At 28.5% G+C, this 14,497-nt stretch carries 11 protein-coding genes and 2 other annotated features; of the genes, 2 read left to right on the top strand and 9 right to left on the bottom strand.

Going from position 1 to position 14,497, the window contains the following annotated elements; genetic code table 11:
* Positions 1-49 precede the first annotated feature (49 nt).
* The 5 genes from IC213_RS00995 to IC213_RS00975 form a co-directional block, all read right to left on the bottom strand.
* Entirely contained in the window at positions 50-820 is a 771-nt protein-coding gene (locus IC213_RS00995) for a LytR/AlgR family response regulator transcription factor (protein WP_227432458.1), read from the bottom strand.
* A 4-nt stretch (positions 821-824) separates the two neighbouring features.
* Positions 825-2,027, bottom strand: a complete 1,203-nt coding sequence (locus IC213_RS00990; RefSeq protein ID WP_227862631.1) for a LytS/YhcK type 5TM receptor domain-containing protein — start codon at positions 2,025-2,027, stop codon at positions 825-827.
* A 531-nt stretch (positions 2,028-2,558) separates the two neighbouring features.
* Positions 2,559-3,560, bottom strand: coding sequence for a tryptophan--tRNA ligase (gene trpS / locus IC213_RS00985; RefSeq protein ID WP_227482885.1), 1,002 nt, complete (start codon positions 3,558-3,560; stop codon positions 2,559-2,561).
* 23 nt (positions 3,561-3,583) lie between these two features.
* Positions 3,584-4,282, bottom strand: a complete 699-nt coding sequence (locus IC213_RS00980; RefSeq protein ID WP_227432455.1) for a 5'-methylthioadenosine/adenosylhomocysteine nucleosidase — start codon at positions 4,280-4,282, stop codon at positions 3,584-3,586.
* A gap of 42 nt (positions 4,283-4,324) precedes the next feature.
* Positions 4,325-4,565, bottom strand: a binding site (T-box leader).
* A 93-nt stretch (positions 4,566-4,658) separates the two neighbouring features.
* Complete coding sequence (locus IC213_RS00975; RefSeq protein ID WP_227432454.1) at positions 4,659-6,062, bottom strand: APC family permease; 1,404 nt, start codon at positions 6,060-6,062, stop codon at positions 4,659-4,661.
* A 494-nt stretch (positions 6,063-6,556) separates the two neighbouring features.
* Here IC213_RS00975 and IC213_RS00970 point away from each other — a divergent pair, with 494 nt between their 5' ends.
* Entirely contained in the window at positions 6,557-7,633 is a 1,077-nt protein-coding gene (locus IC213_RS00970; RefSeq protein WP_227432453.1) for a M24 family metallopeptidase, read from the top strand.
* Positions 7,634-7,721: 88 nt separating this feature from the next.
* Here IC213_RS00970 and IC213_RS00965 read toward each other — a convergent pair whose 3' ends face one another.
* The gene (locus tag IC213_RS00965; protein ID WP_227482886.1) at positions 7,722-8,564 is read right to left on the bottom strand and encodes a DegV family protein; all 843 of its coding nucleotides are present in this window, start codon (positions 8,562-8,564) and stop codon (positions 7,722-7,724) included.
* Positions 8,565-8,748: 184 nt separating this feature from the next.
* Between IC213_RS00965 and IC213_RS00960 the strand changes: the two genes are divergently transcribed.
* Complete coding sequence (locus IC213_RS00960) at positions 8,749-9,321, top strand: TetR/AcrR family transcriptional regulator (RefSeq protein WP_227482887.1); 573 nt, start codon at positions 8,749-8,751, stop codon at positions 9,319-9,321.
* Between the two features lie 143 nt (positions 9,322-9,464).
* Here IC213_RS00960 and IC213_RS00955 read toward each other — a convergent pair whose 3' ends face one another.
* The 3 genes from IC213_RS00955 to ileS all read right to left on the bottom strand — a co-directional run bounded on the left by IC213_RS00955 (position 9,465) and on the right by ileS (position 14,155).
* Positions 9,465-9,737, bottom strand: coding sequence for a hypothetical protein (locus tag IC213_RS00955; RefSeq protein ID WP_227432450.1), 273 nt, complete (start codon positions 9,735-9,737; stop codon positions 9,465-9,467).
* Between the two features lie 111 nt (positions 9,738-9,848).
* Positions 9,849-10,721 (bottom strand): YitT family protein, encoded by an 873-nt coding sequence (locus IC213_RS00950; protein WP_227432449.1) that lies wholly within the window; start codon positions 10,719-10,721, stop codon positions 9,849-9,851.
* A 326-nt stretch (positions 10,722-11,047) separates the two neighbouring features.
* Positions 11,048-14,155 (bottom strand): isoleucine--tRNA ligase, encoded by a 3,108-nt coding sequence (ileS, locus tag IC213_RS00945; protein WP_227432448.1) that lies wholly within the window; start codon positions 14,153-14,155, stop codon positions 11,048-11,050.
* Positions 14,156-14,244: 89 nt separating this feature from the next.
* Positions 14,245-14,477 (bottom strand) — a binding site (T-box leader).
* Positions 14,478-14,497 lie beyond the last annotated feature (20 nt).

The following is a 14,497-nucleotide window of genomic DNA, read 5'->3' as shown; positions in this document are numbered from 1 at the left end:
ATATAAATGTTAATCACATTAAGTGCATATTTAAATACATGAAATGACTTTATATGTGCATTAATAGCCTAAATTCTTTTATTCTACTTCTACTTACAGTTACTTCATAATCACTATCTTTTAACTTCAATATGTATGTGTTATTAAACCATGGGATAATTTCTTTTACTTTAGTTAAATTTACTATGTAAGACCTGTGTGTTCTAAAAAAAGTTTTATCATTTATTATGTTTTCTACTTCTGATATACCCTCTTTTAGTATAAATGTTTCCTTTTCAGTATATATAAATGTCTGTCTTTCATTAGCCTCACAGTAATATATATCATCAATATCTATTACAACCAATTTATCACCTTTCCAAAGGCTAATTTTATGTGTTATTTCCTCTATATTTTGATTTATTATACATTTTTTATCACTAGATATATAATTATTATCACTAGATATTTCACTACTATTTGTTTCACTTTTCTCTAACTTATCCAACATTGATGTAATCCTATCCTCAGAATAAGGCTTAAGTACATAGTCAAATACACCTAATGAAAAAGCATCTACTGCATAATTTTCATATGCTGTTATAAATACTATTTTAGGTCTTGCTTTAAATTGATTTAATGTTTTTGCAAGTAACATTCCATCAAGATGAGGTATATTTATGTCCAAAAAAATTACATCTATTTTATTTTCTTGAATAAAATCTAGTACTTCTATGCCATTAGTAAATTCACTTACTACCTCAATCTCGCTTTTATTTTCAATAAAATATCTCAATTCTTTTCTTGCTGGAAACTCATCCTCAACTATTATTGCTTTCATATTCTTACTCCTTTACGTAAAACATAATTAAAGTTCCTTTATCAGTTCTTCTCATATTAAGACCACTTCCATACATTAGCTTAAGTCTTAAATGAACATTATAAAGTCCAATCTTATTTTCTGGCATATTATCTTGATATACATTATTTATAACTTCTTCACTTATACCTATACCATTATCCTCAATCGATATTCTAATAGTATTTTCTAATGAATGTTGTAATTTTTTTATAGATATTTTTACCACACCAGCTCTTCCACTTTCCAAAACTCCATGTATAATTGCATTCTCTACTATTGGTTGTATAATTAAACTTGGAATTTTTATATTTACATCATCTATATCATAAATTATAGTTAATAAATCTCCAAATCTAGCCTTTTCTATTTCTACAAAAGATTTAACTTGCTCAATCTCTTTATTTATGTCTATCAAGTTATCACTATATTCAAGATTGTATCTCAAGTAAGTTGATAAATTTATTATGAGTTCTCTAGCTTTATCTGGATTAAATCTTATAAAGGATGCTATTGTATTTAGAGAATTAAATAAAAAATGCGGATTAATTTGCCTTTGAAGTGCTTTTATTTCTGCTTTATTTCTTGCTTCTATATCCTTTTTATCTTTTTCAATTCCCTCAACTATAGATATAACAAATCCTATACCAATTTGTCCGACAATTAGAGGCAAGTATATTCCATTAATTATTTGAATTGCCAGAGAATGAGGCTGTGATATTAAATATATAAGTAATATAGTAAAACTTTCAGAAATCATACCTACTAGTATTCCATATATCACTCTATGCTTCTTTGGTATCTTCTTATACAAAAATCCTGATAACACACCTGCTAGTATACTTGATAAAAGGCATGGCATGGATGTTATACCTCCAATATCCATAAAATACCTATGTATACCTGATAGCAAACCTGCTGTAATACCTACAATTGGTCCAAATAAAACGCCTCCTGATACTATAGATATTATTCGAGTATTTACTATTGACCCCATATAGTTTATGCCATTGTAAGTACCAAATATAGATAGAAAAGTAAAAACTAAAGATATACAAATCAAATCATTTAAGCTATATTCTTCTTTTTGAAATATTTGTTTAAATGTTTTTAGCTTTGTTATTAGAAGAAATAATACTACAATAAGGCTTGTTTTTTCTATTAATGCTATTAAAATTGATGTTTTCATGTTTTTTCCTCTTATTTTTCCTATTTAAAATAATTTTTACATATGTTATTGGTATTATTTTTATGGCTTATTAAATACATAAAAAATAATTGCCTTAATTATTGTATCATATCAGTTAAACATAAAATCAAACTCATTTAATTATATATATAAATTTTTTTAAAACGTTTTTTTGATATATTATTGACAATTTTCTTTATAAGAGTTAAAATTAATTCATAAATTACATATTGAGTATAAAGTATAATGGATGTATGTTCAAGGTTAGTTCAGAAGGCTCTGGTTTTCTGATTTTTTTATGCTCAGTAGTGATATGCAAAAAAGAACAAAGTTAACGTCAGTTAACTTTTACCTTTATTCTACTTTCCCCAAAGTAAGAATAATCTAACCCCTTTGAGATGAGCAAAAGCTCATCTTTTTTTATTACAAAACTAAAGAGGATATTATCTTAATAATATCCTCTCTATTTCCTATCATATACTTTTTTAATAACTTTAAATATTTATTTACTAAAGAAGATATATAATATAATTAATATCTTCTCTCTATAAACCCAACCTTTTTATAAACTTTTCTAAGAGTTTTTCTAGCTTGCTTTTCAGCCTTTTCAGCTCCCATAGTATAGATTTTTTCTAAATAATCTTTATTATTAAGAAGGTCAACGTATTTTTCTCTTATTGGTCTTAAAGCTTCTGATACTACTTCAGCTACATCTTCTTTAAATACTCCATAACCTTTACCTTCATACATGTTTACAATTTCTTCTACACTCTTTTTACTTAAATTAGAATATATATCAAGTAAGTTTTTAATACCAGGTTGTTCATCAGTATACTTTACAACACCTAAAGAATCAGTAACACTTCTCTTAATCTTTCTCTTTATAGTATCTGAATCATCTGCCAATAATATAAATGCGTTGTCATTTGAATCAGATTTACTCATTTTCTTAGTTGGTTCTTGTAAACTCATTACTCTTGCTCCACCTTTTGGATAGTATCCTTCTGGGACTACAAATGTAGGTGAAAATCTATTATTAAATCTATTTGCTAAATCACGAGATAGCTCTAAATGTTGTTTTTGGTCATCTCCAACTGGAACCAAATCAGCTTGATATAATAGTATATCAGCAGCCATAAGAACTGGATACGTAAATAATCCTGCATTTAGATTTGCTTCACTCTTTTGTGATTTATCTTTAAATTGAGTCATTCTACTTAATTCACCCATATAAGTCATTGTATTTAATATCCACATAAGTTCAACATGCTCTTTAACATGTGATTGTATAAATATAGTATTTTTTTCTGGATCTAATCCACAGGCTAGATATTGAGCAAGTAATTCTATAGTATTAGCTCTCAAAACTTTAGGGTCTTGAGGTACTGTTATTGCATGTAAATCAACAATACTATAATAACAATTATAATTTTCTTGAAGTTCAGTCCAGTTTTTTATAGCTCCTAAATAGTTTCCTAGAGTCATCTTACCTGATGGTTGTGCACCACTAAATATAACCTTTTTTTCACTCATATGATTTGTACCTCCTTATATATTTATATTGATTTTAACATGCTTAATACGATATCTTTAGAATTGTTGGCTGCCTCATGTACAAATACTTCATATGCAACGCCAGCACTTCCATCTGCTTTATCAGACATTGCTCTTATTATGACAAATGGAACATTATTTAAGTAACATACATGAGCTATAGCTCCACCTTCCATCTCTCCACAATACCCGCCAAAATCATTTACTAATTCTTCTTTTAATTCTTTAGAGTTTATAAATATATCTCCTGTTACTACTCTTCCTTTTAATACTTTATGAGTTTTTGTTTCTTCTACAGAAGATTTATAAGCAGCTTCTACGAGTCTTTCATCTGCTTTAAATACAGATGTTTCCATTCTTGGTATAACACCTTTAGGGTCTCCAAATGCAGTAGTATCTATATCGTATTGTATCGCATCAGTTGAAATTACTATATCATTGACATTAAGATTTTCATTTAAAGCCCCCGCAACACCTGTATTGACAATAGCATCAACTTCAAATTCACTTATTAATATTTGTGCACAAAGAGCAGAGTTAACTTTTCCTATACCACATTTTACTAAAACAACATTTTTTCCTTCTAAAGTTCCTTTATGAAATTCTAAGCTAGCTTTTTTTACAATTTCTTTAATATCCATTAAATTCACTAATATACTTACTTCTTCATCCATTGCACCTATAATTCCTATTACGTTCATCTTTCCTCCTAAATTTTATATATTAAAAAATCCGTCCTAAATCAATAGGACGGATATATTTTCCGTGGTACCACCTAAATTTATATATACTCAAAGCTGAATATATATATCTTAATATGTGCTATAACGTGCACACACGATATCAGATAATCTACAGTCTTAAACTGCATTTCACATTACTCCTCAAAGACCCATTCAATAAATACTTTTTATTAAGTTCTCAGCACCCTTAATTCTCTGTGTAAAAGTCTATTTATTTACTCTTTCTTATCCCAGGATTTAATTTATTAATTTCTTTATTTTATAATATTCCTTATGATATAAATTGTCAACTATATATATAATAATATCCAAAATATATATTTAAAATACATTTTTATTTAGCTGTTCTCTTTTCATATCTATTCCATAACCATAGACCAGATAAGATAACTAGAAGACCTCCACCAATCATTTCTATTTCATATATGATATTTTCAGCAAATGTAGGCATAACTGGTGCTGCTGATAATAATATACCAACTACAGTTACAGTTAAAACCATTTTCGCTAAACCTATACAAGTACCTGTTGATTTTGCCATAGTATATGGTCTAATTTCATCTGGTCTCTCTTTTCTTAGCTTAATATAAGAAGCATATAACAATACATATGGGAATAATGCAGTTAATGCTGTCATAGTTACAAGAACATTGTATATAGCATCAACAGAAGGCATTAATGTAGTCACTAATAATATTATAGTAACTATTATTGCTTGAAGTATAACTGCTTTCGAAGGTATCTTGTGTTTATTTACTTCTACCAAACTATCTGGAAATACTCCTTTTTTAACACTACCAAATAACATTTTTATTGGTGATGCTATATAAAGAACTATTGCTCCTAATATTGAAAAAGCTATACCAAAAGCTATCAATTGAACTAACCAAGAACCTATTCCTAAAGATTCACAAACAGCTGCAAGCGCATCTAACACACCTTTAGAAGCAGTAATTTGGTCTGGTGGTATTATCATTGTTATTGCAATAGAACCTAATACATATAATGAAGCAACTATTCCAGCTGATATTAATATAGCTTTAGGGAAGTTCTTTTCAGGCTTATCTATCTCTGTTATAAAGTTAGCTGCAGTTTCTGCTCCTGCTAAACCAAACATTATAGCTGATATAGCAACAAATGCATCCATATTAAGTTTTGGAGTCATTGAAGCTATTGTATATGTTGAAGCCATATCATGTTTTTTCAATACTAATACTGCTAAAAATGAAAATATTATAAGTATAGCACTTGGTATTGTTGAACCTAATGCACCTGTATTAGTAAATATTTTTGTAAAGCTTATTCCTTTAGTTGCTATAATAGATAATATCCAGAATATTACTAAAGATAATATAAGTACAAATATCTTATTATCTGCAAGTGCTGGATTTCCTATTGTATAAGAAACATTTACTGCTAAAAAAGTTAGGAATGAAGAATACCAAAATATTTTAGCTGTCCAGTTTAACCAAGAAACTAAAAAGCCATATTTTTCTCCAAAGGCTTCCTTAACCCAATCATATAAACCTCCATCACCTTTTTGATATGTAGAAGCTAATTCAGCACAAATTAAAGCTCCTGGTACGAAATATATAAATGAGAATAATAACCACATAGGTATTGCACCTAATCCTAAACCGAAGCTTGACGCTGTCGACTTAGCTATCCATCTTATACCATATAAAGCTGATACATTCATAAATACCAAACTCCATAGGCCTATTTTTTTCTTTTCCATCCTATTATAATTTCCCCTCTCTTTATTAATTAAAAATTGATTTCATAACAGTTAAAATAACTTTAACCTATAAAATACTTCAATTTAACCTATAAAATACTTTAAATAAAAATATTTATACCTCAAATTTAGATATTTTGAAATCAAAATTTACTAAAAGTGATAAATTTTGAAAGTTCTATCACTTTCTCTTTAATGATACTAAATTATTAAAATTGTTTCAATATTATTTTAATATAAAAATTTTTTTATTAATTTTCATAATTATATAACTATCTCAAATATATATTTTTACTTATTCAAGTTATTATTTTTATAAAATTTTCACAATATAAACTTATTTTACTTTTCTTTTAATGTAAAATAGGGAATTAAATTTAATATAAAAAATATATGTTAAAATTTTTTTATATTTCTAGAAGAAAAGTATACTAATTTTTGTTTAATAGTGCTAAAATTGATTTGTATCGAATTTTGATTAGGAGGAAATTATTATGAAGACTCAAAGATTAAATGCTGTACTTGAACAAATGAAAAAAGATGATATTTCTCAAATGTTGGTAAGTGATCCTACTTCAATATTTTATTTAACAGGATTACTAATCCACCCAGGTGAAAGACTGTTAGCTTTATACTTAAATTTAAATGGTAATAATAAATTATTTATAAATGAATTATTCCCAGTTGCAGAAGATTTAGGTGTTGAAATGGTTTGGTTTAATGATACTCAAAATCCAATAGAAATAGTAACTGAACATGTAGACAAAAACGCTACTATGGGTGTTGACAAAAACTGGCCAGCTAGATTCTTATTAAGCTTAATAGAATCAGGTGGAGGAAGTAAATTTGTAAACTCATCTTATATAATAGATACTTTAAGAATGTGTAAAGATGAAGAAGAAAAAGAATTAATGAGAATAGCTTCAAGATTAAATGACAAAGGTATGGAACAACTTAAAGCTACTGTTTCTGGTGAACTTACAGAAAAACAACTTGTTGGTAAATTATCTAAAATATATGAAGACTTAGGTGCTGATGGATTTTCATTTGACCCTATAATAGGATTTGGTCCTAATGGAGCTAATCCACATGGAGAACCAGGAAATGCTCTTGTAAAACCTGGTGATGCAATAATATTAGATATAGGTTGCATAAAAGATAATTATTGTGCTGATATGACAAGAACTGTATTCTATAAAGAAATACCTGAAAAAGGTAGAGAAATATTTGAAATAGTTCTTGAAGCCAATAAGAGAGCTGAAGCTATTGTAAAGCCAGGAGTTAGATTCTGTGATATAGATGCAGCTGCTCGTGATTACATAACTGAAAAAGGATATGGACAATACTTCACTCATAGAACTGGTCACTCTATAGGACTTGAAGTTCATGATAAGGGAGATGTATCTTCTATAAATACAGATACTGTACAACCAGGAATGATATTCTCTATAGAACCAGGTATATATTTACCAGGAGAGTTTGGAGTTAGAATAGAAGATTTAGTACTAGTTACTGAAGATGGTTGCGAAATACTAAACAAATATGACAAAGAAATATGTGTGGTTGGTTAATTATAAGATTAACTTAATAACATCAAAATAAGCTGTATAAAAATGATTTTATTCATTTTTATACAGCTTTAGCTTTTTAGTTTATTGTTTATATTGCAGTTATCAAAATTGCACCTTTTGAAGTATATGTTCCCATTACTGAACCAACTTCACAGATTACAACGTCTTTATATTTAACATCTTTTTCCATAGCTTCTCTTACTTTTTGAGCTTTTTCAGGGCAGTTAGCATGTCCTATAAATAAAACCTTCTCTTCTTTATCTATAATTTTTGATTCTACTAACTGAATCAGTTTTTTCAAGCTATTCCCTTCACCCCTTGCCTTATCTATTGGAGTTACAATCCCATCTGCAACTTGTATTATAGCCTTAAAATTTAATGTATTTATAATTTTTCCTGCTATTGGATTTATTCTACCTCCTTTTATAGCATTTTCTAATGTCTCTAGAGTTCCATAAAATGGTGGATTGTCTTTATATCTATCTATTATTGAAACAATTTCTTCAAGTTCTTTTCCTTCTTTTATTAATATTGCCGCTTTTAATACTAATTGTCCTATGCCAATTGACCCACTAAGTGAATCTATAATTTCAATTTTTTTATTATTTCCTTCTTTTTCGAACATGTCTTTTGCCAAAAGTGCACTATTATAAGTTCCAGATAATCCTGAACTTATGCTAATTACTAATATACTTTCCTCTTCGCATTGATATGCTTCTAAAAACTTATCTGGTGAAGGACATGATGTTTTTGGCAATAATTTACTTTCATCCATTTTTCTGTAGAAAGTTTCATTATCTATTTCCTTCCCAGATATATAGTTCTCTTCTCCAAAAGATACATTTAAACCAATAACTTCAATATTGTATTTCTCTATTATATGATTAGGTAAGTCACATGCACTGTCTACTATCAATTTTATTTTATCCATATTAACCTCACTATAAGATATTGTTTTTGTTTATTCAGTCGGTCGTACGACCGATTTAATTATTATTTTATATTTTGGATGAAAAAAAGTCAATAGATATAGATTCTTGCTTTATTGACAATAATTTTCTATAAGCTTATAATGTTATTAATTTGTTATAAATATACATAGAAAGGTAGGTTTTATGAAAACAAATAATATGAAACAAGCTATTTTATTATCTGCTACTAATTTAATAGCCAAAAATGGAGTTCAAAATACCAGTCTTGCTGATATTGCAAAAGATGTGAATATAAGTAAGGGTACACTATATTATCACTACTCATCTAAAAATGATATTATATATGACATTGCTGATACTCATTTAGAAGTTATAACTAGTGCTATATTAAACTGTGTAAAAAATGTCAAATCCAAAAATTCTCAAATAGAAATGGTCAACTTAATACTAGAAAAAATATCTACTATAGAAAGTCGTGGTAGAGTACATATGTATCTTATTTGTGAAGCTATTACTTCAAATGATGATTTAAAAGAAAGAATGAGATTGAAATATATTGAATGGCGAACTACCCTTAAATCTGAAATTATTGAATCTCTTGAAAAATATAGTGGTGATGAGAATGAACAGGATGCTGAATCCTTTTCTTTTTTACTTATGTCTATAGTTGATGGTTTAGTTGTCCAAAGCTTGTTAAAAACAGAAAAAATGCCTTATGAAAATATCGCTTCTTTTTTAGTTAACCATTGGATTTAAACTTGATATTTTAATAATTAATAAAAGTGAACTATTAAAGTTTTTTAATTTAACAGCTCACTTTTTTATTTGCTATGAATAATTTTTATTTAAACCTTCATGGAATCACAAAATAAAAATCATTTTATTAATTTAAAATACTTCTATTTATGTTGATGTGTATGCCCATCTAAATGTTCATGCCCATGTATATGTGTATGTTCATGCCCATGCTCATGAGTTCCTGAAAATCCATCATCATGATTATGGTCATGACCTACACCATTTACATGCTCATGTTCATGTCCATGACTGTGAGAATGCTCGTGTGAATGTTGATGGTTATCTCCTCCACAGCATCCTTCTCCTCCAGTTCCACAGCATCCATTAGCATGTGGATTATGATGATTTCTTACTACAAATCTCTCTCTTAACATATTATTATACCTCCTAGTATATTATTGAGCACTTCATGTGCCCCATTAGTTACAGTATACATCTAACTAGGTACAATAACAAGATATATGGTATTTTTTAACACTTATATCTTATAAAAATTTATCCTTAAAACCTCCACCTTTTACTTCTTCTACATTGTTTACAGAAATAAAAGCTTCACTATCCATATCATAAATTAAATCCTTAAATTTACCTACTTCATTTGCAGATATGATACAGTAAATCATTTTTTTCTTATTCTGCGTATATGCTCCTTCTGCTTCTAAAAAAGTTACTCCTCTACCCATCTTATTCATTATTACTTTTGATATTTCTTCATATCTATTTGATATTAAAAGTATAGATTTTTTTCTATCAAAGCAATCTTTTGCTATATCCATTGTAAAAGAAATTATATACATAGTAATTAGAGTGTACATTACCAATTTTGCTCCAAATAAAAATGCACCTGCACATACTACAAAGAAATTAATAAATAAAAATGTATTTTTCATTGGTATATCGTACTTTCTTTTCATTATAGCTGCTATTATATCAAGCCCTCCAGCAGTAGCTCTTGCTTTAAAGGTCAATCCCATACCTATACCAGTTAAAACACCACCATAAATAGATTGTAGCATAGTATCATTTATTGGAAAATATTTAGCAATATCTTGTGTTAAACCAAGTGCAACAGAAAATAGTAACATATTTACAAAACTTATTAACAAAAATTTATTATCAAAATACTTCTTAGCTATAATAAATATTGGTATATTCATCAAAAAACTAGATAATCCCTGATTTATACCAAATAACTTATATAATATAACACAAATTCCAGCTACTCCTCCACTTAACAACTTGGCTGGTGCTAGATATAAATTTATTCCTAAGGTTGATAAAATCATTCCCAATATAATAAGACCATATTGCAAAAATATGTTATTATCAATACTTAGTTTTTTGCTTTCACCATACATCAAAACGCACCCCTTTGCATAATAAATAAACCACCCTGCATAATACACAATAAATTTAAAAATAAATTTACCAGAAGTAGTTCACTCTAAAATATTATTCATCCTCACTTAAACGTTTATTCATTAACATTTTATCATATGCTATAAATAATTTATATGATTTATATAAATTTATTTGTTGTAAATTTTGGAATATTAAAACATTTAATTATTGAAGTACAAAAACAATTAATTAAATAAAGAAATAAGCTATCTTTTTAAAAAAAGCCCTATAGAAATTTACAAATCATTTTCTATAGGGCTCTTAATTAACAGCTTGTTATTTTTTATTTTCTTGTAACTTTTATACCTGTCATATGGTCATTTAAGTTTTGTTCTTCTAAAGATTTATCATCCACTCTATTTATTTCTAAAGCTAAAGTCTCAGACTTGATGTATTCATCAAAATGCTCAACAGCTTTAGCAATCTCATCATCACCACAGTAATCTATTACTATGTTGTCTAGTACTTCAAAGTTATTAGATTTTCTCAATTGTTGTACTTTAGATATAAATTCTCTAGCATATCCTTCATCAACTAACTCATCAGTTAATTTAGTATCTAGTATAACAAAAAGATTATTTTCAACAGATACATTAAATCCTTCTTTAGCAGTTATACCTATTAATACTAAGTCTTTATTAAATTCAAATGCTTCTCCATTTAAATCAACTGTTAAAGTTTCACCATTTTCAAGTTTATTAGCAGTTTCATGTGCATTTAACTTGTTTAATGCTCCTACAAATAAGTTCATCTTAGCGCCTAATATTGGTCCAGCTTCTTTAAAGTTTGGTTTTAGGCTAAAGTTCATATATTCATCTAAATCTTTAGCAAATACTACCTCTTTAACATTAAGCTCTTCTTTTATTAAATCAACTACATCACTTATTGTGTCTTCAAATTTACCATCTACTAATACTTTTTGTAATGGTTGACGAACTTTTATTCTCTCAACTTCTCTTGAAGCTCTACCTAAAGTAACTAGATTCTTAGCTAAATCCATTTTTTCTTCTAATTTAGTATCAACTAAACTCTCATTAAACTTAGGATATTCAGCTAAATGAACAGATACTTCTCCAGTTAGGTTTCTATACATTTCTTCTGACATATATGGAGCAAATGGTGCTATAGCTCTGCAAAGTCCATGTAATAATTCATAAGTTGTATTGTATACAGCTTTTTTATCTTCTGTTAATTCAGTTGCCCAGAATCTTCTTCTTGAACGTCTTATATACCAGTTAGATAAATCATCATTTATGAAATCTTGTATCATTCTTAAAGTTTTATTTAATTCAAATATCTCTAAATTTTCTTCTACATCTTTCATTAAATTATTGAATTTAGATAGTATCCATCTGTCAAGTTCTGGTCTATCTTTGTATTCTACAAAGAATTCAGTTGGATTTATATCATCTGTATTTGCATATAAAGTAAAGAAGTTATATACATTTTTCATAGTACCTATAAATTTACTTTGGATTTCTTTTAATCCATCCATATCAAATTTAGTTGGAGTCCATGGTGGAGAAACATATAGTAAATACCATCTTAGCGCATCTGCTCCATATTGATCAAACAACTGCATAGGATTTACTGTATTTCCTCTTGATTTACTCATTTTCTTTCCATCTTTATCAAGTACAAGGTCTGGAACTAAGACACTCTTATACGGTGCTTTTCCTAATACAAATGTTGATACTGCAAGTAATGAGTAGAACCAACCTCTAGTTTGGTCTATACCTTCTGATATATAATCAGCTGGGAATAGCTCATCAAAGTTTTCTTTGTTTTCAAATGGATAGTGGTGTTGTGCAAATGGCATAGCTCCACTATCAAACCAGCAGTCTATAACTTCTGTTACTCTTGTCATTGGTTTTCCACATTTTTCACACTTCAAGTGTATATCATCTACATATGGTCTATGAAGTTCTACAGTTTCTGGGTTTACATCTTCTATAGCTTTTTCAGCTAATTCTGCTCTTGAACCAACTGAATCTGTATGACCGCATTCACATCTCCATATAGGAAGTGGAGTTCCCCAATATCTAGTTCTTGATATTGCCCAGTCATTTAGATTTTCTAACCAGTTTCCAAATCTCTTTTCACCTACAAAGCCTGGGAACCATTTTACACCATTATTATTTTCTATTAATTTATCCTTAAGCTTAGTCATTTCTATATACCAGCTTGGTTTTGCATAGTACACAAGTGGAGTTTGGCATCTCCAACAATGTGGATAATTATGAACTACTTTTTCTTTACTATATAGTTTATTTTCAGAAGCTAGCCATTTTATTATTTCAACATCTAGCCCATCTTCCATTACAAATCTACCTTCCCAAGGAGTAGTTGTAAATTTACCAGTTTCATCTACTGGCTGTACAACTGGTAAATCGTATCTTTTACCTGTATTGTAGTCATCTTCACCAAATGCTGGTGCTGTATGAACTATTCCAGTACCATCTTCAGTAGTTACATAATCTCCTACTGTAATGAAAAATGCTTTTTTATCAACTTCTACAAAAGGCATTAATTGTTCATATTCTAAGCCTTCTAAATCTTTACCTTTCATTTCTTCTAAAACTTCATAGTCTTCACCTAGTACTTTATTAGCTAAAGGTTTAGATACATAATATACCTCATCACCTTTTTTAACTTTTAAGTAATCAACATCAGCATTCACTGTTAATGAAACATTTGATGGTAAAGTCCATGGAGTAGTTGTCCATGCTAAGAAATATTCATCAGCATCTTTTTTCTTAAATTTAGCTACAACTGTATTTGTCTTTACTTCTTTATATCCTTGTGCAACCTCATGACTAGCAAGACCAGTTCCACATCTTGGGCAATAAGGAAGTATTTTATGCCCTTCATATATATATCCTTCTTTATTGAACTTATTCAATATCCACCATACAGATTCTATATAGTTATTATCTAAAGTTATATATGGATTATCTAAGTCAACTTCATAAGCCATTCTCTCAGTCATTATTCTCCATTGTTTTTCAAATGAGAAAACTGACTCTCTACATTTTTGGTTAAATTCAGCTATTCCATATTCTTCTATTTGTTGCTTGCTAGTAAGACCTAATTCTTTTTCTACTTGTATTTCAACTGGCAATCCGTGTGTATCCCAACCAGCTTTTCTCTTTACTTGATAACCAGACATTGTTTTATATCTACAAACAGAATCTTTAAGTGTTCTAGATAAAACGTGATGTACTCCAGGATTTCCATTAGCTGTTGGAGGTCCTTCATAAAATACAAAACTTGGGTCGTCTTTACCTTTTTCTAGAGTTTTTTCAAGTATATCTATGTCTTTCCAATAGTCAAAAACTTGTGCTTCTGCTTGTTTCACAGAACTGTCCACCAATGGCTTAAATTTTGCCATGTAAATCACCCTTTCCTACAGTTATTATAATTCCAAAGTTTTTATTCTTTTACGTAAATTTGAATAATAAAAAACTCGTCCCCTTTAAACAAAGGGACGAGTTATCAATCGCGTTACCACCCTAATTCTATATGTGAACTTAACAATAGTCACATATAACACTCTAATAGTATAACGGCACTAACCGGCACAGCTTAATAAAGTTTAATCGTTCAGCCTGCAGCTCAAGAGTGATTCTCATCTTTATAAATTCCTTGGTTCTCAGCATACCCAATTCTCTGTAAAATTATCTAAAGATAATTGTCTCTATCAACGCTTTTAAAAATTTATCTGTGTTTATAT

The sequence above is a fragment of the Clostridioides sp. ES-S-0049-02 genome (assembly GCF_020658465.1).
Taxonomy (GTDB): Bacteria; Bacillota; Clostridia; order Peptostreptococcales; family Peptostreptococcaceae; genus Clostridioides.
The sequence above is the reverse complement of the archived record's forward strand: the minus strand, read 5'-3'. Positions and strand labels throughout refer to the sequence as shown.